This window comes from Niastella vici, from assembly GCF_002077945.1.
Lineage (GTDB): Bacteria > Bacteroidota > Bacteroidia > Chitinophagales > Chitinophagaceae > Niastella > Niastella vici.
Window position 1 is genome coordinate 306,096 of sequence record NZ_LVYD01000124.1, and the last position, 23,601, is coordinate 329,696.

The following is a 23,601-nucleotide window of genomic DNA, read 5'->3' on the forward strand; positions in this document are numbered from 1 at the left end:
GGGAAACCAATGTTATTTGCATTTCCCTGTAACATGTAACTTGTAACCAGGAACAGTAATTGACTACCGATAAAGTAATTCTTATAACTTACATTTTCCTGAACACAACGATGCCATTATGCCCCCCAAAGCCAAATGTGTTACTCATAGCAACTTCCACCTTCTTTTGAAGCGGTTCTTTCAATACCAGCTGTACATCGGCCGGCAACTGGGGATCTGGCTGTTGGGTATTGATGGTGGGCGCAATAACGCCTTCGTTTATACTTGCAATGGAAGCAATGGCTTCAATAGCGCCGGCGGCGCCCAACAAATGGCCGGTCATTGATTTGGTAGCACTTAAATGCACCCTGCCGAGGTCGTTGCCAAACAATTTTGTGATGGCGGCAATTTCGCTGAGGTCGCCAACCGGTGTAGAGGTGGCATGCATATTCACGTAATCAACCTCGCTTGCGTTCAACGCAGCATCTTTCAACGCCAGGCGCATGGCATGGTAAGCCCCCAGTCCTTCGGGATGGGTGGCCGTCATATGCCAGGCATCGGCCGTCATGGCCGCACCCGCTACTTCTGCATATATTCTGGCGCCGCGCTTACGGGCATGTTCATACTCCTCGAGCACCAGGGCGCCGGCCCCCTCGCCCATTACAAATCCATCGCGGTTGGTATCGAACGGACGCGAAGCTGTTTGCGGATCGTCATTCCGCACCGACATGGCTTTCATAGCGCAAAAACCACCAACAGAAGCCGGCGTTATGGGCGCTTCAGAACCTCCGGTAATGATCACTTTTGCTTTTCCCATGCGTATATAATTAAGCGCATCCATTATGGCAGTATTGGAGGTGGCGCATGCCGAAACCGTGGTATAGTTAATGCCCATCAAACGGTATTTGATGGAGATCATGCCCGAAGCCATATTGACTATAAGCTTGGGCACAAAAAATGGGTTGAACCGTGGGTTCCTGTCCCCTTCCACATATTCAGTTACCTGCTCTTCAAAGGTTTGCATACCACCCTGTCCCGAGCCCCAGATAACACCGGTATCAAACGGGTCCATGGTCGAAAAATCGAGCCCCGAATCTTTGATAGCCTGACCGGCTGCTACCAGGGCATACTGGGTGAACAGGTCGGTTTTGCGCAATTCATTTTTATCGAGAAAAGCCGTAGCATCAAATTGTTTCAACTCGCAGGCAAACCGGGTCCTGAAGCGGCTGGCATCAAAACGGGTAATGGGCGCCGCGCCGCTGGTACCTTTCCAAAGATTGTTTGTAAACGCCGATACATCGTTGCCTATGGGCGTAAGCGCGCCCATGCCGGTAACAACCACTCTGTTCATATGAAAATATTGACCGCTTGCAAAATACAAGCGGTGCAAAGATAAAGAAAACTACTTTATATTTGCAAGTGGTATTAAATAGCACGCTATGCGCTCTGATTGCCCGCTGAACTACGGCCTTGAAATATTTGGTGATAAGTGGTCCCTGCTCATCATCCGCGACCTTATGTTCTTTGGCAAACGGTATTATAATGAATTCCTCACTTCTGCCGAAGGCATTGCCACCAATTTGCTGGCCGACAGGTTAGTGATGCTGGAAAAAGAAAAGATCATCAAAAAAGAAAAAGACAGCCAGCACAAACAAAAGATCGTGTACACCCTCACCGAAAAAGGCATTGATCTGTTACCGGTGATATTTTGCATTGGTTTGTGGTCAGAAAAGTATGCTGATATAAAGCTGAACCCTGGCCGCGATATAATTTTGGGCGAAGCAAAGAAGAGTTTACCGAAGGGGGTTGAGAAGGTGAGGAAGAAATTAATTGCGGAGCACGGGAAGCCAAAAGGCAATAGGCAATAAACAAACAATTGCTGATTTTGAGATCTGGAGATTTCGGGATTTCATTCAATGCAGCAGGTGCTACAAATCGCAAAATCCCGAAATCGAAAAATCAGCAATTAATATTTCGCCGGTGTTCCCGCTTGCGGTATTGCTTTAAGAATAAACTCTCTCAAATGCTGGTTAGCCGTAGCCAGGTCTTCTTTCCGTAAATACATCATATGCCCGCTGCGATAGCCTTCCCACGACAGGCGGCCTTTTAATTTCCCCGCTGCATCTATTTGCCACAGGTTGTATTTGGCGTTGAAATAATCGCAGGCGCCATCAAAATAACCCGATTGCACCAGCACATGCAAATAAGGATTCTGCGCCATGGCCTGCCGCAGGTTCTCGCCGGTATTGTCGTTTGAGCGGTCCCATGGGTGAACCGGCCCAAACATATAATACTTGAGATCGGTTTTATAATGCAGTTCTTCACGCAAATACATATTGATGGCAGGGGTAAACGCATGCAGCCATGAACTGAGCTCGGCATTATAATCGGGCTGCGTACCGGCATCCATGCGGTCGATACCGAGGTAGCGGCTGTCGAGCCGGCCAACCGTATACCCTTTATCGCGCAGCAGCTCTTTCCAGAAGGCCATAGGAAGAATGACGAGGTTATTCTGCAAAATGAATTGTTGCGACAAACCCGTATAACGCGCCATTTTAGCCGCTATGGCATTTTTATCGGCATCTGGCAAACTGCCGCCTTTCGACAGGGCGGGTACCAGTTCATTCACGGTGAAATTCTCCACTTCGGGCAACACCGCTGTAAGGTCTTTGCTTTGCAGATCGCCTGGTAATTTTTTATGGTACCAGGCTGTGGCGGCAAAATAAGGGAGGCTAAGCGCCCCGTCAACCGGGCCATTGCGGTTGATGCCCAGGTCGGTTGGCGAAACCAGGATAACACCATTAAGGTACATCCACTGAGCGTTCTGTAATTCCAGCGCCAGTCCCGATACGCGGGTGGTGCCATAACTTTCACCAATAAGGAATTTGGGTGAAGCCCAGCGGTTGTACCGGGTTACAAAGGTGCTTATCCAGCCGGCGAGGTACCTGATATCGGCATTCACCCCGAAAAAGGTAGCAGCCGGGATATCCTTTTCGGCCGGTCGCGAAAAACCGGTATTCACCGGATCAACGTATACGATATCGGCCACATCGAGTATTGAATTGGGATTATCGCGCAAGCCATAGGGTTGAATGGGATAGCCTTCATCATCGATCTTCAGCACGCGCGGGCCGGTATAACCGATCTCCATCCATACAGAAGAGGTGCCGGGCCCGCCATTGAACGAGATCACCAGGGGGCGGGTCGAGAGGTCCTTTACATCAGACCGTTCATAATAGGTATAGAAAACGCCGGCGAGGGGTTTTCCCTGTTCATCCCATACGGGTATAGAACCGGCGGTTACGTTGTACGGTACCCGCTGTCCTTTTATGGTAATGGCATTGGAAGTGGTTACACTGCTATCAAGCGCCAGGCGAATGATCTGGTTATTGTCGGCCGGTTTTGCCACTTTGGGTGGCACCGGTTCGCCCCCTGTTTTCTTTTGCGCCTGTACAGTTAAAAAGAAGCACGCAAATGGAACAATGATCAGTAGTTTTTTTCTCATGATGATGTAGTTGGGGTTTCAAGGGGTCAAATTTAACGGTTCTACCCTTAAAAGAGCTGCCAAATACACAGATGGTCAATATTCTATGTTTGCATGCCCTATTGTTGCTGCGTGTATGAAATAGTCATCTTTACCCTTATATTTGAGGGCCATAAATGGGTATACTCATGCAAATTCGTACAGTTGCCGAAATGATTGCCGCTGGTTCCACTCCCGATATCCTGTTCTGGGTTGGCTGTTCAGGAAGTTTTGATCAGCGGGCGCAAAAGATCACCAAAGCATTTGCCACTATTCTTACCAAAGTGGGGATCAATTTTGCCGTACTGGGCAAGGAAGAATGCTGTACGGGTGACCCTGCCCGGCGGGCCGGCAATGAATTCATGTTCCAGATGATGGCCTACCAAAATATTCAAACCCTGAATAATTATGGCATCAAAAAAATAGTAACGGCCTGCCCCCACTGCTTTAACATCCTTAAAAACGAATATCCCGAACTGGGCGGTAATTACGAGGTCATTCACCATACCACCTTTTTACAGCAACTGATCGATGAAGGCAAAATAAAATTGAAGGAAGGTGGCACCTTTAAAGGACAGCGCATTACCTATCACGATAGCTGTTACCTGGGCCGGGCCAACGATATTTATGAAGCGCCGCGCAAGGTGCTTGAAGCGCTGGATGCCGAGCTGGTTGAAATGAAACGTTGCCGAAGCAAAGGATTGTGTTGCGGGGCCGGTGGCGCGCAAATGTTCAAGGAAGAAGAAAAAGGCAATGTGCGCATTAACCAGGAGCGCATACAGGAAGCGCTGGAAACTGAAACACAAATTGTGGCAGCGGCCTGTCCGTTCTGCAATACCATGCTTACCGACGGCGTAAAGCAAAAAGAGAAAGAAGATTCGGTGAAAGTGCTTGATGTAGCCGAGCTGGTGGCGGCGAGTATGGAATAACAGCCACCATCAGGCTTTTTTACCAACAGCATTGGTGAAATCAATGACAATACCATTTCTTTTTTCAGGATTTGCCCACGGTGTAATACCTGGAACTACTTTTTCCTGCAGTGCCCGGTTGAATTTGTAAGCCCGGCTAACGTCGGTGATCTCTTTCAGTTTTTCTCCTGTTTTATAATAATGGGTGAGGTAGCACATGTCCTCTGTGTATTTTGCCGCAAGCCATTCGTCCAAATCAAATACCTCCAGTTCATGAAGTATGCGAATTCCATAACAGTTGGCCTCCCATTCGTATTGTTGTAACCTCAACAATGTACCATCGTCGGGCTTCTCATGTAATACGGAACCTAAGGAACGTAGTTCATTACTTACATTCCATTGAATGGAATGCCCTACCAGGTGAAGCACATTGAACAATTCTTCTTCATCGTCAAGTGCACTGGCTATCCAGATGCTTACCCCATCGAGGTCGCCCTTAAAATAAGGGTCCAGGTCAGAAGTATCAACGATCTTTAAACCGAGCCGCTTATCGGCATAGAGCTGTACTTTTTTTAATACGTCTGTAAATCGCTGGGGAGAAATCGACATATTCGCAAATAATTATTTTTTTCCGGTAAAACTGGGTAAAATGCAGGCCGGCAGTCCTTTAAACGCCAAAATTAGCTGAAAATGATCACCAATTTCAAGAAATGTTCGAAATTAGCGTTTAAAAAATGCCATAAATTTGATGGGAACCCAGGCGTTCTTATCTTTCTCCAAAGTATACCCCGTTCTAAATAATTCAACAATACAACACCATGTCACTTAAAAAATTCCTGCAACAAAAAGGCTTCATTGAAAAAGAAGAGGAAACTGAAAAAAGCGAGGGCGAAAAAAAGACCGGCAGTTCGGGAAAACAAGACCAGCAAACGATAGAACCAACTTACTTCCCTCTTTATAGCGGTGAAACAGCACCGGCAGAACCCAAATCAGGCGCCACCACCACTGAACCCAAATCGTTCGTTGTGGCAGATAGCGCCGCCGTGAATATCACTAATACGGCAGAAAGTGTTGATCCGGCATTTATTAAATTTTTTGAAGATGAATTAACAAAATCAAACTTCCCGGGGCCGGACTATTTCGAGTTTCGTAAACAAATGCAGGCGATGTATCAGAAGCTTGGGAAAGGCACCCCTCCTAACGTTATCCTTCAGGCGGTGTTAACGAGTTTTGAAGCAATGAACGTTCCGTCGGCCAGGTTGCTCGAAACCGCTAAACAATACAAAGACGTCCTTGAAAAGAAAAAAATCGACTTCCTGAACGGCGCGGCGGCAGAAAAAGACAAGCAGCTTAAAAAAAGACAGGAGGTTTTGCAAACCCAACAAAATAACCTTAAACAAATGCAGGACCAGCTGCTGCAATTGCAAAACCAGGAGAAACAATTACAGGATATGATCAAACGCGAGCAAACCCAGCTGGAAGTCAATAAAACACTGGGGAAAGAGAGCATTGAAAAGATTGAACGCGCTGAAAAACAAATATCTTTGGCACATAAGTATATGATCACTGCCATAGACACTGATATTTCCCAGCTTATTTCTACCGGTCATTAATTGCACATCTTGTAATATATTATTACTTTTCGCGACTAATTCCTAAACAATTATCTGTCATTATATGAGCACTCTGGATAAAAGTTCTTCCATCTTTACACTGGAAACAACTGACGAAAAAAAAATGCGAATGATAATTACCGCGGTAGCTATCATCGCATTCCTTGGAATAGGGTTCTTTTTCCTGCCAAGGATCACCCAAATCATCCACAACTGGATCGACTTTGGCATTGCATTAATGCAACTATTCATTATTGCTGTGATAATCGGGACCTTGTTTGTCATGCGTAATGTGTTGCTCAATTTATGGAAAGCCCTGGTCAGAAAAATGACCCGCTGGCTTATTAAAACAAATTTGCCCGACCTGCTTGAAGTAGTGGTAGCCAACCGCCGGGCGGTTCTTGCCAAATTCAATGACAGCATTCACAAAATGATGAATGCGATCACGCTGCATGAAAGGAAAATGACGGAAAGGAAAAAGTCGATGCAGGACAACCTTGATTATGCTACGCAATTCAGGAAGCAGGCTGAAAATCCAAAAGCAGATCAGCATACCAAAGAAAAAGCCGATGACCAGGCGAAACATTTTGGCCGCGAAGCTGCTGAAGATAAAAAATTGCTCGAAAGCATGCAGGCCGATAAGGAGAAAATGCTCAAAAGCTACAACTTCTTTGATCGTTTGTACAACAACCTTCAAAATAGCACAGAGTCGGTCGCCAATACAATTGGCCGCCTGAAGGACCAACTGGAGACTTCAGACACCTGGCGCGAAGCCGCACAAAGCGCATCGAGCCTGCTTGGGGTATCAGAATTTGAAACTATTACGCTGGAGGAAACCCGTAACCGTATTGCCCAGAACGAAGCAGAAGTTATGATGATGATCCACGATCATGAAACATTGCTCATGAAAATGGAAGCCGAAAATGGTATTATGGACGATGCAGGTCAAAAACTGTTGGAGCAATACAGCAATAAGGTAGATGTGTTTGCCTTTATGGAAAACAAAGGAACCGACCGCCCCTCTGGTGGTGGCGACTCGGGTCTTGATACCTCCTGGTTATCTGCCAACCAGGACCTGCTCAAATAATTTTTATAAATCATTCGTTTTCATAAACTCTATTTTCTATTTTTCGATCGTTTTAACCCGAATCAATTTGTCATGGAATTAACACCAAAAGGTCGCCAGGCCGTAAAAGCAGTTCGCAACCTGGCAATACTGCTCGCTGTTCTGGCTATAGGCTATTTTGCTATTCGTGCCTGGGGCCCCTCCTCAAAAGATGGAAAACTGACCATTGGCGGAACAAGCGGCAAACCAGATCTTGTACTTGCCTATAACACGTTTACCGGTGTGGAAGGGATCGTATTAATGAACGGTGGAATGGACCCCAATGAAAATAGTGAGCTGTATAAAAATTACGGAATAAAACTCCAGATCAAACAAATGGACGCGGTAAAGGATACCAGGTCGGGCCTGCACGCAGGAGATCTGGACCTTGTTTATTGCACCACTGACGCCCTCCCGGTTGAAATGGGCTCAGGCAGCGAATTGCGCTCAGATGACGTAGTGCAGATCATGCAGGTGAACCAGAGCCATGGGGCCGATGCTATTGTTGTTCGTAAAGGTATAGACGAGGTTAGCAACCTGAAAGGAAAGAAGGTTGCTTATGCAGTGGGAACAGCATCGCATACGTTGTTATTAAATGTGCTCGAAACATCAAATATGAAGATGTCGGATATTGATGGTTACCAGGTAGCAGATGGCGTTGAAGCGGCTAATGCATTTAAAAACGGGCAATGTGATGCAGCGCTTGTGTGGGCTCCCGATGATGAAGATTGCGTAGCGGCCTCAGCCGGTTCAAAAGTGCTGGTAAGCAGTGCCGTGGCAAGCCAGATCATTGCCGATGGATTGCTGGTAAAGAAAACCGTGCTCGACCAAAAAAGAGCGGTTATCACAAAACTCGTAAAAGCCTGGTTGCAGGGCAATGCAAAGATCAATACAGATGCCGCAGCCAAAAAAGAGGCCAATGCGCTTTTTGCAAAAGGATTCAAATTCCCCGAAGACATTGCGGCAAAATCTGCCGACAAAGTATATTTTTCGACATTTGGTGACAACGTCAATTTCTTCGGACTGAACAGTACCTACACCGGTATGACGGGTGAAAGAATGTATGGAAGAATGGCGGTGAAATATACCGAGATCGGTTTGGCTAAATCGCCGGCTCCCTGGAGAAACATTTCAGATCCTTCGGTTATACAGGAATTGATGAACGACCAGGCTTTTGCCAACGACGCCAAGCAGGGAGCTGTAAAACCTGAAGCATTTCAGCCGGCTACACAGGAAATTAAAACCCAACAGGCACAAAGCAGCAAGATCGTAAAACTGGAGTTCCCGGTTAATTCGGCACAGCTTACAGAAGATAATATTGTAACACTCGACAGGGAAGTAAAAGAATTGATCCAGGGCTTTGAAAAAGCATATGTACGTGTAGAAGGAAATACAGATAATACCGGACAGGCAAAAACCAATGAGCGCTTATCGCTCGACAGGGCGAACGCCGTTGTCAATTATCTGGTAAGTGAGCAACACCTCGATAAGAACAAGTTTATCGTTATCGGTAACGGTTCAAAAAAACCGGTAGCTGGCTGCGAAGGGAACCAGGATGAAGCCTGCAAAGCCCGCAATCGCCGCACAGAATTTCAGTTCATCTGGAAAAAACCAGGCGAAACTGAGTAACCAATTTCTTTGTATCCCGGCCACCTGATGCAATCAGGCATGCGGAAACATCTTATTGTTTATTTATGACAAACAGCCCGGAAAATAAATCGAACATACTCGTAAAGAAATTTCTGCGCGATCATCTTTCATTGCTGCAAACAGCGGGATGGCTGGTCATTTTCATAATCTGGTACCTGATCACGAATTTTGGCCTCATCAATACACACGTATTACCCACTCCTCAAAAAACGTTTAGTGCTTTCAGGGAGTTGCAAAAAGATGACAATCTTGGCCAAAACATTCTTTTTTCTGTACGCATCAACGTCATAGGTTATTTGAAATGCATTGTTGGCGCCATTGCCTTTGGCTTTGCCATAGGATTGAACCCAACGTTGAGGAAAATGTTCAGCCACCAGATCAATGCGCTACGTTTTGTACCTATTACTGCCATGATGGGAATATTTATTGCGATAAGCGGACTAACAATCGCTACCAAGATCAATTTCCTGGCCTTTGGTATTTGGGTATATCTTGTACCGGTGGTGGTGCAAAGGATCGATGAAGTATCGGTCACTCACCTTCAAATGATGAAAACCCTTGGCGCCTCTGCCTGGCAAACACTGATACATGTACAATGGAGATCGGTGATCGCCCGCCTGTCGGATGACATTCGCATTCTCGTAGGCATCAGTTGGACCTATATCATCGTTGCTGAGCTGGCCGGTATTCAGGGCGGACTGGGCAGTCTTATATTCCTGGGCGAAAGACAAAGTAACGTTGGAAAGGTATATGCAGTGATCTTTATCATTGTGGCTATTGGCATCATCCAGGATATTATTTTCAAGCTCATAGACAGATTATTATTCAAATTCAAATACCAATAACGGCATGAGCCAGTCAAGCGACCTTCCTCCTATACTGGAACTACGTGGTATCCATCAAACATATTTTGATGACAAAAAACAACAGGATTTTGTCGTCTTCAACGATTTCAGTCTGGCAATTGAAGATTATACCAACCTTGGCCAGTTTGTAGTAATAATGGGCAAATCGGGCTGTGGCAAATCTACCTTGCTGCGCTACTGGTCGGGCTTGCAAAAGCCTACCGCAGGGGAAGTGCTGATCAGCGGCAAGCCTATCGGAGACAAGCAGAGTATCCCAATGGTATTTCAACAGTACTCTTCCCTGGAGTGGTATACAGTACTTGAAAATGTGGCCTTACCGCTTACATTGAAAGGCGTATCAAAAAAGGAAGCGCATGAGAAAGCCATGGATATGATCAAGGTCGTTGGCCTGGAAGGGCATGAAAATAAATTTGCAAAAACGCCGCAACTGTCGGGCGGGCAATTACAGCGTGTAGCCATCGCCAGGAGCCTTGTAGCCAACCCGAGTATGATCTTGTTGGATGAACCTTTTGGGGCGCTGGATGGGTTTACAAGGGCTAAAATGCAATTCTTCCTGCTCGATCTGTTCCAAAAAAGTGAAGTGGCCGATCTTAACCCAACCGTAGTGCTTGTTACCCACGATCCGCGTGAAGCGGTGCTGCTCGGTAATGACATTTACATTATGGACGCAAACCCGGGCAGGGTTATCAAACATCTGAAACCTGAGTTACCTAATACAAGGGACAGAGCCATTCGTAAAGATTCGCGCTTCATTGAAATAGTTTCATATGTAGAAGATGTGATGGAAGGGAATATTAAATAAAACAGCTTTTTCCAATAAAAAATGCGTCCCGATGCATCGGGACGCATTTTTGTTTTAAGAAGTTATTACACTAAAACACATTATACCCAAAGCTCACATAATATAAACCGCCCACACTGGGATTCCCAAACGCACTGGTATAATATTTATTCAACAAATTGGTGGCGCCGAGCTTGATGAGGCTCTTGATCTTCGGTAACCGGTAGCTGATCTGTGCATCCAGCGATCCGAAGGATTTTACGTCTCCGGTTCCAAAGGTTCCTTCCCATAACATTTTATCCTGCCAGCGATACAGGATATTAAAGCCCCAGTTTGTACCATTCACCTTTTCATTACCCAATGTAACATTAAAACGAACTTTCGGTGTATTGAAGAAGGTAACAAGGCCTGAATCTACATTGTGCAATTGATCGCCCGAAACGTTCACGCCAAAATCATATCCTTTGGGGAAGCGATAGTTAACACTTACCCCCCAGCCTATGGCTTTTACCGTATTGGCTGAATTGGATATAAAAGAGTAATTGGTAGTAGTAAACGGACTGGCCAATTCAGTAAATGCTTTCGCTTGCTCGGCGCTTGCCCCTCTGCCAACCGCTTTACGGCCCAGGAAATCTTTGTATTCGCTATAATACCCATAGGCATCAACCAGCAGGCTGCTGGTAAGCAAACCGCGATACCCAATTTCATATGAGTTGGCTATTTCGGGTTTCAGCGTACCGAAATCAGCCACTTTCAGTAAAGTTGGATTAGGAGCACCAGTACTTATTGAATTGCGGTAAGCAACTATGCTTTCAGCTGTATATGCAGGACTGGCATCAAAATGATAAAAAGAATAAAAATCAGGTAAGCCGCCAATAAGTATGCTGGCCGGTGTGCGCAGGTTGATCCATTGGTCCTGTGTAGATGGGAAACGATAAGCCTGTTGATACGATAAGCGGAAGCTGTTATCCTTCGCCACTTTTATTAACGCCGTGGCGCGGGGTGTAAAGCGTCCTTTGAAATTTTCGTTCTTATCATAGCGGCCCGACACTGTCAATTTCAACAGGTCATTGATCACCCATTTCGATACCTGCGCATATCCCCCCACTTCACTGATATTAATTCTTCCGGTTGAATCGGCAAATATGGTACCATTGGAGTTCAATGAGTACAGGCGGTAACTGGCGCCCACAAGTACTTCGGCAAATTTTATCTTGTCTGAGAAATTGTACTGTCCTTCGAAGTGGTACATGTCGCTCCTGTCTTCGAATTTAGCGCCGCCTTTGCTGATGGGAACATTCACTACACTATCAAAAGCCGCTTTAAACCTTGGATCACTGACATCATAACGACCCTGATCAGCAACTGTTCTTGCAGCTGCGTGGGCGTTGGCATCTGGCAATATTGTGCCCGGAGCCGTAGGCAGAATGCCCAATCTGGCAGCCCCGTAAGTCCCTGCATATTGCTGAAACCAGGTAGCATCCGATTTCCAGGTTCTGTTAATAGCCACCGCCGCAGTGGTGGCAGTATACGCATCGCCCGAATTTTCCTGAATGGTAAAGCCTCTTACAAACCAGTTCTTCCCTTTTACCTCCAGTTTATACTGGCCCATTTTCAGGTTCTTGATGCTGTAGCGGTCGGCGCCGGTATATACTGTAGTACCAGTACCCCAGTTACCCGCTAATATAGCTTCTATGTCTTCGGTGATCTTATAATGCAGTGCGGCGGATACTTTTACATTGTAGGTATTATAATCAACCAGGTTATTTTCATTATAGCCGGTGCGGCTTACATTCTGACTAATTGAATTAATAAAAGTTCCCCGGTATTGATTAGTGGCAACAGTACTGGTTGGTATCAGGAAAGGCAGGGCCTGTTGAATTGCAGGGCTTGCGGTTCCCCAATAAGCGGCCATTTGTTGTGGCGTCCATCCAAGTGCAATTTGCTGATCTATTCCTGCCAGCGCGGCCTGACCTTGTGCCGTAGCACCTACCTGAGCACGTGCTACCTGGGCAAAAGCCTGCATGCTGGCGCTGGCTTCATCACCAAATACGTTTACGCCATCATAATTGGGGTCAGAAGTGCGATCGCCGCCTTTTAATGAGCTGAACACATTATTGCGTTGCAGATTTCTGTAGTCGGTAGCCTGCCAGTCATCGGCTTTAATGAACTGCCCCGATATCCTGAAAGCAAACTTTTCGCCGATCTTTTTGGCATAGCGTAGTGACCAGTCGTAATACGGCGTGGCATTTTTTTGAGCGGGGTCGCTAAAATGCATAAAACCCTGTTTTACCTGAAAGCTCAGGCCCTGGTACTTGAACGGGCTCTTGCTGGTCATCAGCAGTGTTCCGTTCATACCGCCCGAACCGTACAGGGCCGAAGAAGCGCCCTGCAGCAATTCTACGTTATCAACATCCAGCTCGGTAAGCCCGATGATATTACCCACGCTGAAGTTTAACCCGGGGGCCTGGTTATCCATACCATCAACCAACTGGTTGAACCGGAGGTTACCGCTGCCGTTAAAACCGCGGGTACTGATGGTGCGGAAGGTAAGACTCGATGTTGTAAGGTCGACCCCTTTCAGGTTGGCTACTCCATCATAATAATTGGGAGCAGCTGCCGCCCTTATGGCGCCCACATTCATGCGTTCGATCGACACAGGCGATTCCAGGATACGCTCAGGCACGCGGCTGGCCGAGATAACCACCTCGGTACCTAAACTGGAACCAGGCACAAGGTCAACCTGAACAGGCGATCCGGCGCTGGATACTGATACTTCCTGTGAAGTAAAACCAATGGATGTAAATACAAGCGTTAGGGGAAGCGCATGGGATGTGGTCAACTTGAAATTACCATTTTCATCGGTAAAGGTCCCGGTGCTTGTTCCTTTAATAGCCACCGAAACGAAGGGTACGGTTTCTTTGTTCGTACTACTTCGAACATTGCCCGAAATAGTAGTGGTTTGAGCGCTAGCAGCAATCGTAAACAATAAGAGCAAGGATAAAGCTGCCAGGCAACGAGGGCATTTACTCATAGCATGGAGTTTTTATGGTTATTGAGCAAAATACGACTTGTAATTTTTAACAGAAAATTTTATTTAATCACATCTTGTTGATTTTGTTGATATTTCGGGAATTCTTTTTTTTCATCAATTTCCCCATCGCTGGTATCTTCGGCCCATGAAATCATTACAATTTCCGCAGCAGACGAACTTTTATAAAGGTAAGGTCAGAGATGTGTATACCATTGACGATCAGTGGCTCGTAATGATAGCCAGTGACCGCATCTCTGCATTTGATGTAATATTACCCCGCCCCATTCCTTATAAAGGACAAGTATTAAATCAGATAGCTGCATATATGCTGCAGGCCACCCGCGACATTTGTGCCAACTGGTTAGTATCGGTACCTGCTCCCAATGTATCAATAGGAAAAAAATGTGTGCCTTTCAAAATAGAAATGGTGGTGCGTGGCAATTTAACAGGCCATGCGTGGCGTACTTATGCCAGTGGCAAACGCGAGTTATGTGGAGTTGTACTACCTGAAGGCATGAAAGAAAATGATTATTTCCCCACACCTATTATAACGCCCAGCACCAAGGCAGAAGCCGGTCATGATGAAGATATCTCAAAAGAACAAATTATTGCGACGGGGCTGGCAACGGCCGAAGATTGGGCTATACTTGAAGACTATACGCGGAAATTATTTGCCCGGGGCAAGGAAATTGCCGCCAAACAGGGCCTTATATTAGTAGATACCAAATATGAGTTTGGCAAGATCGGCGATACCATTTATTTGATGGATGAGATCCATACGCCCGATAGCAGCCGCTATTTTTATGCCGACGGGTTTGAAGAAAGACAAAAAACCGGCGAACGGCAAAAGCAACTGAGCAAGGAATTTGTACGCGAATGGCTGATCGCAAATAATTTTATGGGCAAGGAAGGACAAACCGTTCCCGAAATGAGCGATGAATGGATAAACACCATTTCGAAAAGATATATTGAGCTGTATGAAAAAGTGATTGGGTCGTCATTTAAACCCGAAGATTTATCGGAAGAAGAAACTTACAGCCGCATCGTGAAAGAGCTGGAGAAGGTGAAATAAGTTGATGAGGTTAAGAATTATAAAATTATGCCCGGGCATTACCTGAATGTTCGGGCTTTTTACTTGTTGAGCTCATCTATTAATTTAATTACGTAACATTAGCTTCTCAATAAGCTAACTTGTCAACTTACCAATTTGTGAATTGCTCAAGGGTGCTTTTCCGTATCTTCCATGTATGAAATACATCTGGCGCCTTATTTTATTGCTTGCAATTCCTGTAATCGGTGAATGTCAAATGAATTACTACTTATTGATCGGAACCTATACCAAAGGAAAAAGTGAAGGGCTATACGTGTATAAAATGAATACCGAAACCGGCGATGTGGTAGCCATAAGCAAAGCCACGGCGGCCAACCCCTCCTATCTCGATGTGTCGCCCGATGAAAAATTCGTATATGCGGTGAACGAAGATGCCAACGACAAAGGCAGCGTATCGGTTTTTGCATTCGATAAAAGCAATGGCGCCCTCAAATACATCGATAAACAAACAAGCGGTGGTGACCATCCCTGTTATGTGGCGGTAAATAAAACCGGCAAATGGGTGGCTGTGGCCAATTATACCGGCGGCAGCTTTTCTACCCTGCCCATTATGGCCAATGGAACGCTTGGCACACCCACAACCATTCAACACACCGGCAGCAGCATTAATAAAGAACGGCAGGAAAAACCGCATGTGCACTCCACCGTTTTTTCGCCCGACGATAAATATATTTTCGTTCCCGACCTGGGTATCGATAAAGTGATGATCTATTCCTTCAATGCGGGCAGTGGCAAACCCGAACCGGCCAAACAGCCTTTTGTGAAAGCCACTGAAGGGTATGGTCCAAGGCATTTTACTTTTCATCCCAATGGCAAACTGGCTTACCTGGTTGAAGAAATGGGTGGCGCTGTGGCAGCCTATAAGTATAAGGACGGAAAATTGACCTTTATTCAACACATATCTGCATATCCGGCCGATTTTACCGGCAAGAAATGGTCGGCTGATATTCATATTTCGCCCGATGGCAAATTCCTGTACGCCAGTAACCGTACGCCGGCCAATACTATCGCCATTTTCTCCATCGACAGCAAAAGTGGTAAACTGAAGGCATTGGGCTATGAATCAACCAAAGGCGATGTTCCGCGCAATTTCACGATCGACCCCACGGGGAACTTTCTGCTTGTTGCCAACCAGGAAACCGATAATATCGTGATCTTCAAACGCAACAAAGAAACCGGTCTGTTGACCGATACCGGCAAACGCATTGAAGCGGGCAATCCGGTTTGTTTGAAATGGGTGGGTGAAAAGTAATGCCCCGGGGCCTATTCTCCCAACCTCGGCCTTAATCTATGGCGTGATTTATTGAAGATATTACGGCCTTTATCGATGCCCTTACGAAGCTCTTTTCGCTCTTCTTCGGGTAAATGAATAAAATCCTGGCAATCCTTGCTGCAGCAACCTTCATATTGCTGGCGGCAGTTCTCGCATTGTATAAACAACAGGTGGCAACCATCATTGGCACAATTGGCATGGGTATCGGCCGGGTTTCCGCACTGGTGGCAGCGGGCGATCACATCGGGTGTAATGCGTTCCCCCAGCCTGTTGTCGAACACAAAGTTCTTCCCAATGAACTGGCTTTCGAGCCCCTGTTCTTTGATCTGTTTGGCATAATTGATAATACCGCCCTCGAGGTGAAACACGTTCTGAAACCCGTGGTGCAGCATGTAGGCGCTGGCTTTTTCACACCGGATACCGCCGGTGCAATACATAATGATATTGCGGTCTTTGCGGTCTTTCAGCATGTCAACCGCCATGGGCAACTGCTCGCGGAACGTATCGCTGGGCACTTCAAGGGCCTTTACAAAATGGCCCACCTCGTACTCATAGTGATTGCGCATGTCAACCACAATGGTCTCGGGATCGTTCAACAGGGTATTCATTTGCCGGGCATTTACATACTTTCCCTTGTTTTCCATGTTGAAGGTTTCATCTGTAATGCCATCGGCCACGATCTTATCGCGCACCTTTATTTTCAACACCCAAAACGATTTGCCATCATCATCTACGGCAATATTCAGCCGCAGCCCGTTCAGCGGTTCAATGGTATATAAATAATTCTTAAACGCCTCAAAATTGCTTTGCGGAACACTGATCTGTGCATTAATACCTTCATGCGCCACATAAATGCGGCCAAACACTTTTAATACTTCTAAATGTTTGTAGAGCTCGTTGCGGAATTGCTCGGGTTCGGCAATGGGAAAATACTGATAGAAAGAAATAGTGGTACGGGGTTCAGTTTCCTGGTACAAACGTTCTTTCAGCTCCTTCTGGGAGACGCGGTTGTGTAAAATAGCCATATTTGAATTTTTGCGACCGCTTGCAGGGCAGTCAAAAATTTTTAAACGGGGCAAATTTAGTTCATTATTATTAAGTTATTCAGTTCATAAGTTCGAAATTCAGAAAGCTTTATAAAAGATTAAAACTCAGCAATTAAAACAACTGAATAACTGAACAACTGCCTTACAACTTCCCAAATCCCCTGATTCCCAGGCGTACCCCCATGGTAGATACGCGGCCCTGTTCAAAACCCCATACCCAGTCGAACCGGGCTATTTTGAGGATATTCTCAAAACCGGTGAATACTTCTACATACTCTTTATTGCTGCTGATATAAAACGCATTGGCGCCCATGACCAGGTACCAGTTAATGCTGCGCAACACAGGTATTTTATTTGTTAGCAGTCCATTGAAATGGTGTTCTATATGACCTTCGGCATACAGCTTGTTCTTATTGCTGTATTTATAATAAGGCAATAACTGAAAACCGCTCAGGTAATCGGCAGAAGCCAGGATCTGGTTTCCGTTAAAATGGGTATAATCGATCACTGCCACACTATCACGTTTCAAAAACCCGCCCAGTGCCAGCTTATACCTGAAATTGCCACCCAGGTTCAGGTTCAGGCTTTGGCTCACATCAAAACGCCATTTTGAATAATTGATATCACTGCCCAGCCATTTGTTGATCCCCTGCGTGTACGTCAATGTAAACAGCGGATACCGGGAACCCACGTTCACGATCCTTTCAGGATACTCAATATATTTAGTGCCGGGCAGCCAGCTTATACCCACATTGCCGATCAATGCCTGGTGCCGCTTAAAGTTCTCGCCCATGATCTCTTCCGGATAATTCGGGGTGAATTCAATGTTCTTTCTGTTTGCCAGCGTATAATCGGTGGTATTCTCCAGCGGTAAGCGGTCTTCAAATTTCAGTGCGCCAAAAAAAGTTAACCCGCGTCCCACCTCTTTTGTGAAATTGAACTTAGCATACCAGGCCTCATAGAATTTCGCATAGTTACGCTCGAACAACCAGCTGCGGATGGTATTGCTGAACTGGCTGATGGGGTTGGCATTGTTTAGCTGAAAGATCCATTTACCGCCGCCAAAGGAGAAGGATGAAAAATATTTTCGGCCATGCGTATAGGTAAATGTTCCGGCATAATTGATATGATGATTGCTGAATCCATAACGTAATCCCGGTTCCACATACATGGCCCGCCGCGACGTGGCAATGGTATCGAGCCGTTTTGAATACCGGCCACCCAAATTCACCACCCAGCCTTCCACGGTGTTATAGGCAAATGTTTGCAGCAGCGGGTTAACGCCATAAGTTTCGCGATTTTTTTCATGATAGAAATTTTCGCCGGTAGCAAGGAGGGAGAACCAATTTACTTTGTTGCGCCGCCGGTCGATTGAATCGAGATAATGTGGGTTTTTATGCGCTTCTTCCAAACTATCTTTCCGTTGATAATCGGCTATTTCTTCTGCATGCAAAGGCACGGGCCTGATGCTATCCCAGAAAACAGCCGGCTTTTTGTTAGAGCCCTCATAGATCTTCAGGTAAGTATTGTTAAAGAACCTGTGCTCAAAAGAGGGCGCTATATTGAACCGGGAATACACATTCACAAAACTGCCGAACGCATCAAAGCCCAGCAGCTTTACTGCGGGGTATAATACCTGTGTTTTAATAACCCAAACATCTTTGTTATATGGAACATACAATTGCTCAATATTCAACGAATCAATGAGCTCCATCTGCGATGTTTTGGTGAGGCCCAATTGCAGGCTATGTATTCGCCAGTCGCCTTCGGTGATATTGATATAACCGCTGAACAACGGTTCATACCGCCGTTTGGGAATAACCTTAATACGATTGATCTCGCGGCCATCTTCAATAAAACTTCCCTCGTAATGATAGCGGTAAAAATTCAGGGCATTGCCGGCAATGGGCGAAATAAATCCGCGCGGGTTCAGGTTGCGCCCCACCTGAATATTGTTTTCATAAAACGAAATGATCTGCGGTGTACTTAAGCCAAACTCATCGCTGCGGCCACTTACCTTGGTACTCAGTACTTCGATCTTGCTGCGGCGTGGCTTTTCCACTGAGTAGCGGGCAACGGTCTCTGAGAGAAAAAGCATTTTTTTCTGGCTGGTATCGCCATCTTCAAAATCTATTGTTTCGCCCATGAACTTCTTGGGATAGGCCCGCAACTGCAATTGCCCTTTTATATACACTTCGCACTGGAATGTCTTGAGCTGGTTGAGGTAATAGGGTCTTTTTTGAATGGCATTTCGAATGACCTCATACGCGGGGTCTTCGGCGCCGGGCCGCACCACCACTTCTTTCAGACTTAATTGTTGTATGGAAAGCTGGAAATCGAGAATGATGTTATCTGTGCCTACCGTAATTGTTTTTTCCTGGCGGTTATACCCTACATATTGTGCCACGATGGTGTAGGTACCGGGTTCAAGCTGCATGAAATACCCGCCTTCCTTATTGGCCGTGGCGCCCTGGGTGGTGCCTTTTATGAGAATGGAAGCGTATGCCAGCATCTGCCCTTTTTCGTCGGTGACCTTGCCGCTGATTCGCGCGGCCTGCCCGGATCTATAAATTCCAATAAAGAGGGTAAGTAAGGTCAGTAATCTCATATTCGCGACGAACGCGAAAATAAGGCCAATTGTTGATTAGCTACTCAGTAAAATAGTTAAAACACCCGTACAAATAGACCAACCGTCCTTTTTACGAGGTGAACCAGTAATTCCCCTGAAAACCAGCCCGTCATTTGCTGGCATCTATTACCATTGTTTGTGCAACCCGGTCGCCTAATCGTTGCGCCTTTTTGTTATTGGTGGTGAGTGCCAATCCGAGAATTCCGGCAAGGGGAAGAAAATCTATACAATCCAACAGATGTCTTACGATACTGCGTCCAAAATCAATCTTTGAACCATCGGATTTTATGGCTTTTATTTTGAAAAAGGCTTTGCCAAAGGTTTTACCATCGTTGATTGTTTCAATGCCCGGTAATAATAGCAACCAGGGTATAAGCAACATCCCAATTCGTACCAGGCCTTCCAGGTCGAACATACCTATTTCGCCATGTATGGGCCGGCCATCAAGAAAATATTGAATGATGCCGGTTAATAAAAAACAAAACAGGTAATCAATAAAACTGGCCAGCCAGCGCTTTAATCTGGATGCTGGCACGGGGGAATCATAAAAGTCGTTCAGGATATCTTCCATAAGGCGATCAATGCCTTTCGCGGCTATCAATATACTTGCGTAAAAAACTACCCGATAAAGCCCCCAAACCGCCAATGATAGCGCCTACCACCGAACTTACCAGTATCAATAATGCAGAAGAACCGCCTAATGGAAACAGGGTTGCCATGCGGTGCGACAGAATACTGTCGTTTTGCGCATCGATCCACCAGGCCAGTGCCCCCCACAATAATAAGATGCCCAGGAAGCCGGCTAACCAGGCCATGCCCGGCTTTTGATAAATGAATACAGCAACCAGGAACGACACCAGCGCTACGCTCCAGAAAGGAAGATAAAGACCGATTGCGAAACTCACGATCATGGTTAGTAATATGGCAACTCCGAATTTCATGAATGTTTTGTTTGATTCTAATTACTAAAGTTCATGGCAAATAATATGCGCTTATCCTTCGCATCCTTCTCGCCCATCACCCACAGTTTATTATACTTCCCTGCGGCCCACTGATCAATAAAATTATCATAGTATTTACTGCCGGGGTTACCACTTTGTCCGCCGGGATAAACACCCCAGGCTTCCGTTGTATCGGTTAACTCAACGATCATGCGCCAGCTGGGCCCATGAAATTGTTTTGTGGCATTAATGATGTTTTCGCCACCCCCGGTCATTAAATGAAACCGGCTCAATGGCGCCAGGCGCAACAAATGCCTGATGCCGGCATCCTTGTATTTACCCCAATTGAGCGCGCCTTCGGCATCGGCCATCGAAACAACCGGCACTGCTTTTTTCAGCGCTGCGGTCACCACATCGCGCGTAGTCTCTATGGGGGTGGTACTAATATTATCGGCAAACTTGAAGTTCGCCATGGCAAGGCATTTTACCAGTGTTGCCTTTTCGGGCATTATTATTGGTTTATTTGCCACATCCAGTTCATCACTCCATACTTCTTTTTCCAGGTTGTCGATCCAAACCTGAAATATAGCCGGCGCTTTTTCGGTGGCATCGCTGCGCAAATTCCAGCCACGTAAAATATCGAGGTACTTCTTCTCTTCACTGCTCAGGGTGCTTTCATCAACATTGGCCATCAAAATGGGTAATGCAGTTTCGGCAAACACATTGAAATTATCGGTCTGCATTTTTTTCATATCGTCGATGGTAATACCACTCAATTGTTGCAGGTACCGGTTAATGATAATGCCCCGGTAAATGGGATAGCTGCTACCGAGGTAATATGGATACGATGTATCTACGGGAGTCTGGTTGGCGCTGCTTACAAAACCACGTACAGGGTTTTCAATATGCGGGTTGTATTTCTGATCAATTTGTGCCTGCCACATGTAAGAAGAATCGGTTCCGGGCATAATAAAATCGCCCTGCCTGCGCCATTTGGCCGGAAAACTTCCCTGCTGCCAAATAGCGATATCACCGCTCTTGGAGGCAAAGACAAAATTCTGGCCCGGACAGGAAAAATATTTAATGGCTTCCTCATAATCACTTTTATTCTTCATGCGGTTGAGCAGGTAAAATGTTTTCAGCTCCTTGGAACCATCATGCGCCTTCCAGCGTACGGCGTAATTGTTGTTGGCCGAAGATCGGTTGTTACCGGTAAAGGAATTATCATACTGTACCGGGCCAAAAATGGTATAGGCCACGGTATCAAGCAAAGGCTGCTGACCTTTTATCTTAAATGTATCAACATGCAGATCGCTTTTTAACCATTCGCCATTGAACTCGTATTGCTCTTTTGACCCGTCTTTGAACCGCACATTAAAGTAATCCTTTACATCGCGGCCTGCATTGGTAACGCCCCAGGAGCAGCTGTCGTTAAACCCGATTATAACGGCCGGTGATCCGGGAAAAGAAACGCCATATACATTGTATTGCGGCGTATGCAATTGCATTTCGAACCAAAGCGAGGGCAGGTTCAGCCCCAGGTGCGGGTCGTTGCATAATATGGGCCGGCCGCTTTGGGTTTTGCTGCCACTCACCGCCCAGTTATTACTGCCATTGTCTTTATCGGGTTTATTGATGGCGGCTGGCATCAGGTTCGAAAATGAGTTCCATTTGAAATACAGGGAATCGGTAGAAGCCGGCATTTGCGGACGGGTTACCTGTGGCGGCGTTAAAACGGTTCCTTTGGGGATGATGGGGTCCAGCGAATCCTGCATAACGGGATACAGCAATTCAAAATCTTCGCGGCTCAATACATTGCGCACATTGGTATATTCAAAATCGTTTTCCGAACCGGTAAGGTCGAAGCTCATATATTTCAGGAAGAGCGCCGTTTTAAAATTGCTCCAGTGCTCGGGCCCATAGTTCAACAACCGGTATTCGAGCGGCAGTTCATTGGCCGGTAAATGATCGATATAACAATTCACGCCGGCAGTATACGCATCGAGCATGGTTTTGGTGACAGGGTCACTTTCCATAGTATCGAGCGAATGCCGCGCACCATATTGCATGCCTAACCGGCGCATATTGCGGTCATAATTGAGGTACGCGTTGTTGGGGCCCGTACCCAGCACTTCTGACAGGCGGCCGGCAGCTGCATGTGTTTGAAATTCCATTTGCCACAGGCGGTATTTTGCATGCAGGTATCCCTGTACGAAATACAGGTCTTCATCATTCTGCGCAAATACATGCGGCACCATTCTTTCATCGAAGTACACCTGCACTTTGTCTTTCAGTTGCGGAAAATGAAGGTCAGGGTTGGGATGGGCATCAACCGGCTCGGCATTTTGCCAGAAACCCGTTTGCGGACTCAGAAAACTACCCAAAGGGGGAATGCTTGCTATAGGTTTGCTGAGTGTGATGAGTAAACCAATAGTAATAACTACGGTAACAATAAATGGAATAATGCGCATATGGCTTGGTTCAACATCGGGGTTAGAAGGATTTTTTAAAAATAGTGTATTTTTTAATACAGAAAGCAGCGGTGCAGGGAAAGCACCAGGCGGCAGGCAGAAACTTCACGATCATTTAAAGTTAATGCTAGAAGCTATTAGCACCCGATTCATTTATATTTTTTCCAATTCGTGGCAGCAAAACTACCACAAAGTTGTATTGTGAGGATTGCTACTTATACGGAATTTTGTAGTGCAGTCAAAGCGATACATGCTTTAAAAAAATGAAATGAGATGGAAGCCCGGACCTATCAAAGAAAGAAATTAGTGCTGGCGTTATTATTTACCGGGTTAATAGTAGTCGCATTATTTGTATAGCAGGTATACATTAAAATAGTTCGCAGTTCAGTAGTCATCAGCAATCGTTTAGTTCATCAACCTTAGAGGTTACAGTCCGTGGTACCGAGTCCCGCCAACTGGCGGGATTCTTTTTTTACAGGGATCAATGGGATTAGTGCGATGATGAGATAACTTGATAATTAAAAGAAACGCAAAGCCGGCAGTTTTCCTTTCCCCATCCCATAACTCCCATTCATCCCATAAATCCCGGTCCAAAATACTGACACTGATCACCCTTCCTGGCCAAAGCTCCCCGCCCGAACGTTCCGTTCGGTACGGGTGGGCAAAACTAA

General features: G+C 46.0%; 18 protein-coding genes. 9 read left to right on the plus strand and 9 right to left on the minus strand.

Annotation, left to right across the window (positions count from 1 at the left end; all coding sequences use genetic code 11):
- Positions 1–88: 88 nt before the first annotated feature.
- Positions 89–1,330, minus strand: a complete 1,242-nt coding sequence (gene fabF, locus A3860_RS38810) for a beta-ketoacyl-ACP synthase II (protein ID WP_081155972.1) — start codon at positions 1,328–1,330, stop codon at positions 89–91.
- Between the two features lie 88 nt (positions 1,331–1,418).
- Between fabF and A3860_RS38815 the strand changes: the two genes are divergently transcribed.
- Entirely contained in the window at positions 1,419–1,847 is a 429-nt protein-coding gene (locus A3860_RS38815) for a winged helix-turn-helix transcriptional regulator (protein ID WP_081155973.1), read from the plus strand.
- 98 nt (positions 1,848–1,945) lie between these two features.
- Here the strand turns inward: A3860_RS38815 and A3860_RS38820 are convergent, their stop codons facing one another.
- Positions 1,946–3,484 (minus strand): S10 family peptidase, encoded by a 1,539-nt coding sequence (locus tag A3860_RS38820; protein ID WP_081155974.1) that lies wholly within the window; start codon positions 3,482–3,484, stop codon positions 1,946–1,948.
- A gap of 167 nt (positions 3,485–3,651) precedes the next feature.
- Here A3860_RS38820 and A3860_RS38825 point away from each other — a divergent pair, with 167 nt between their 5' ends.
- Positions 3,652–4,431 carry a (Fe-S)-binding protein gene (locus tag A3860_RS38825; protein ID WP_081155975.1) on the plus strand — a complete coding sequence of 260 codons (780 nt, stop codon included), beginning with the start codon at positions 3,652–3,654 and terminating at the stop codon, positions 4,429–4,431.
- A gap of 9 nt (positions 4,432–4,440) precedes the next feature.
- Here the strand turns inward: A3860_RS38825 and A3860_RS38830 are convergent, their stop codons facing one another.
- The gene (locus A3860_RS38830) at positions 4,441–5,019 is read right to left on the minus strand and encodes a hypothetical protein (RefSeq protein WP_081155976.1); all 579 of its coding nucleotides are present in this window, start codon (positions 5,017–5,019) and stop codon (positions 4,441–4,443) included.
- 209 nt (positions 5,020–5,228) lie between these two features.
- Between A3860_RS38830 and A3860_RS38835 the strand changes: the two genes are divergently transcribed.
- The 5 genes from A3860_RS38835 (at position 5,229) to A3860_RS38855 (ending at position 10,446) form a co-directional block, all read left to right on the plus strand.
- Complete coding sequence (locus tag A3860_RS38835; protein ID WP_081155977.1) at positions 5,229–6,023, plus strand: hypothetical protein; 795 nt, start codon at positions 5,229–5,231, stop codon at positions 6,021–6,023.
- Between the two features lie 64 nt (positions 6,024–6,087).
- On the plus strand, positions 6,088–7,110 hold the full coding sequence (locus A3860_RS38840; RefSeq protein WP_081155978.1) for a hypothetical protein: 1,023 nt from the start codon (positions 6,088–6,090) through the stop codon (positions 7,108–7,110).
- Positions 7,111–7,182: 72 nt separating this feature from the next.
- A complete protein-coding gene (locus A3860_RS38845; RefSeq protein ID WP_081155979.1) occupies positions 7,183–8,757 on the plus strand; it encodes a phosphate ABC transporter substrate-binding/OmpA family protein in 1,575 nt (524 codons plus the stop codon).
- 65 nt (positions 8,758–8,822) lie between these two features.
- On the plus strand, positions 8,823–9,623 hold the full coding sequence (locus A3860_RS38850) for an ABC transporter permease (protein ID WP_081155980.1): 801 nt from the start codon (positions 8,823–8,825) through the stop codon (positions 9,621–9,623).
- A 4-nt stretch (positions 9,624–9,627) separates the two neighbouring features.
- Positions 9,628–10,446 carry an ABC transporter ATP-binding protein gene (locus A3860_RS38855; protein WP_081155981.1) on the plus strand — a complete coding sequence of 273 codons (819 nt, stop codon included), beginning with the start codon at positions 9,628–9,630 and terminating at the stop codon, positions 10,444–10,446.
- A 70-nt stretch (positions 10,447–10,516) separates the two neighbouring features.
- Here A3860_RS38855 and A3860_RS38860 read toward each other — a convergent pair whose 3' ends face one another.
- Positions 10,517–13,459 carry a TonB-dependent receptor gene (locus A3860_RS38860; RefSeq protein WP_081155982.1) on the minus strand — a complete coding sequence of 981 codons (2,943 nt, stop codon included), beginning with the start codon at positions 13,457–13,459 and terminating at the stop codon, positions 10,517–10,519.
- 145 nt (positions 13,460–13,604) lie between these two features.
- Between A3860_RS38860 and A3860_RS38865 the strand changes: the two genes are divergently transcribed.
- On the plus strand, positions 13,605–14,531 hold the full coding sequence (locus A3860_RS38865; RefSeq protein WP_081155983.1) for a phosphoribosylaminoimidazolesuccinocarboxamide synthase: 927 nt from the start codon (positions 13,605–13,607) through the stop codon (positions 14,529–14,531).
- A 235-nt stretch (positions 14,532–14,766) separates the two neighbouring features.
- Positions 14,767–15,822: a lactonase family protein gene (locus tag A3860_RS38870; protein ID WP_245843720.1), complete on the plus strand. Its 1,056-nt coding sequence runs from the start codon at positions 14,767–14,769 to the stop codon at positions 15,820–15,822.
- Positions 15,823–15,833: 11 nt separating this feature from the next.
- On the opposite strand, the gene trhO is transcribed toward A3860_RS38870, so the two are convergent.
- The 5 genes from trhO to A3860_RS38895 all read right to left on the minus strand — a co-directional run bounded on the left by trhO (position 15,834) and on the right by A3860_RS38895 (position 22,930).
- On the minus strand, positions 15,834–16,868 hold the full coding sequence (gene trhO / locus A3860_RS38875) for an oxygen-dependent tRNA uridine(34) hydroxylase TrhO (RefSeq protein ID WP_081155985.1): 1,035 nt from the start codon (positions 16,866–16,868) through the stop codon (positions 15,834–15,836).
- A 163-nt stretch (positions 16,869–17,031) separates the two neighbouring features.
- Positions 17,032–19,497 carry a DUF5686 and carboxypeptidase regulatory-like domain-containing protein gene (locus tag A3860_RS38880; protein ID WP_081155986.1) on the minus strand — a complete coding sequence of 822 codons (2,466 nt, stop codon included), beginning with the start codon at positions 19,495–19,497 and terminating at the stop codon, positions 17,032–17,034.
- 130 nt (positions 19,498–19,627) lie between these two features.
- The gene (locus tag A3860_RS38885; RefSeq protein ID WP_081155987.1) at positions 19,628–20,089 is read right to left on the minus strand and encodes an RDD family protein; all 462 of its coding nucleotides are present in this window, start codon (positions 20,087–20,089) and stop codon (positions 19,628–19,630) included.
- 7 nt (positions 20,090–20,096) lie between these two features.
- The gene (locus tag A3860_RS38890; protein ID WP_081155988.1) at positions 20,097–20,459 is read right to left on the minus strand and encodes a hypothetical protein; all 363 of its coding nucleotides are present in this window, start codon (positions 20,457–20,459) and stop codon (positions 20,097–20,099) included.
- A gap of 17 nt (positions 20,460–20,476) precedes the next feature.
- Complete coding sequence (locus A3860_RS38895) at positions 20,477–22,930, minus strand: penicillin acylase family protein (RefSeq protein ID WP_081155989.1); 2,454 nt, start codon at positions 22,928–22,930, stop codon at positions 20,477–20,479.
- Between the last annotated feature and the right edge of the window lie 671 nt (positions 22,931–23,601).

What these genes read in the sequence shown, in the direction of transcription:
- A3860_RS38895 (WP_081155989.1), bottom strand. Translation starts at nt 22,930, where the DNA reads ATGCGCATTATTCCATTTATTGTTACCGTAGTTATTACTATTGGTTTA.
- A3860_RS38865 (WP_081155983.1), top strand. Translation starts at nt 13,605, where the DNA reads ATGAAATCATTACAATTTCCGCAGCAGACGAACTTTTATAAAGGTAAG.
- A3860_RS38850 (WP_081155980.1), top strand. Translation starts at nt 8,823, where the DNA reads ATGACAAACAGCCCGGAAAATAAATCGAACATACTCGTAAAGAAATTT.
- A3860_RS38820 (WP_081155974.1), bottom strand. Translation starts at nt 3,484, where the DNA reads ATGAGAAAAAAACTACTGATCATTGTTCCATTTGCGTGCTTCTTTTTA.
- A3860_RS38825 (WP_081155975.1), top strand. Translation starts at nt 3,652, where the DNA reads ATGCAAATTCGTACAGTTGCCGAAATGATTGCCGCTGGTTCCACTCCC.
- A3860_RS38830 (WP_081155976.1), bottom strand. Translation starts at nt 5,019, where the DNA reads ATGTCGATTTCTCCCCAGCGATTTACAGACGTATTAAAAAAAGTACAG.
- fabF (WP_081155972.1), bottom strand. Translation starts at nt 1,330, where the DNA reads ATGAACAGAGTGGTTGTTACCGGCATGGGCGCGCTTACGCCCATAGGC.
- A3860_RS38855 (WP_081155981.1), top strand. Translation starts at nt 9,628, where the DNA reads ATGAGCCAGTCAAGCGACCTTCCTCCTATACTGGAACTACGTGGTATC.
- A3860_RS38870 (WP_245843720.1), top strand. Translation starts at nt 14,767, where the DNA reads ATGAATTACTACTTATTGATCGGAACCTATACCAAAGGAAAAAGTGAA.
- A3860_RS38885 (WP_081155987.1), bottom strand. Translation starts at nt 20,089, where the DNA reads ATGGAAGATATCCTGAACGACTTTTATGATTCCCCCGTGCCAGCATCC.
- A3860_RS38880 (WP_081155986.1), bottom strand. Translation starts at nt 19,497, where the DNA reads ATGAGATTACTGACCTTACTTACCCTCTTTATTGGAATTTATAGATCC.
- A3860_RS38860 (WP_081155982.1), bottom strand. Translation starts at nt 13,459, where the DNA reads ATGAGTAAATGCCCTCGTTGCCTGGCAGCTTTATCCTTGCTCTTATTG.
- A3860_RS38840 (WP_081155978.1), top strand. Translation starts at nt 6,088, where the DNA reads ATGAGCACTCTGGATAAAAGTTCTTCCATCTTTACACTGGAAACAACT.
- A3860_RS38890 (WP_081155988.1), bottom strand. Translation starts at nt 20,459, where the DNA reads ATGAAATTCGGAGTTGCCATATTACTAACCATGATCGTGAGTTTCGCA.
- A3860_RS38835 (WP_081155977.1), top strand. Translation starts at nt 5,229, where the DNA reads ATGTCACTTAAAAAATTCCTGCAACAAAAAGGCTTCATTGAAAAAGAA.
- A3860_RS38815 (WP_081155973.1), top strand. Translation starts at nt 1,419, where the DNA reads ATGCGCTCTGATTGCCCGCTGAACTACGGCCTTGAAATATTTGGTGAT.
- A3860_RS38845 (WP_081155979.1), top strand. Translation starts at nt 7,183, where the DNA reads ATGGAATTAACACCAAAAGGTCGCCAGGCCGTAAAAGCAGTTCGCAAC.
- trhO (WP_081155985.1), bottom strand. Translation starts at nt 16,868, where the DNA reads ATGGCTATTTTACACAACCGCGTCTCCCAGAAGGAGCTGAAAGAACGT.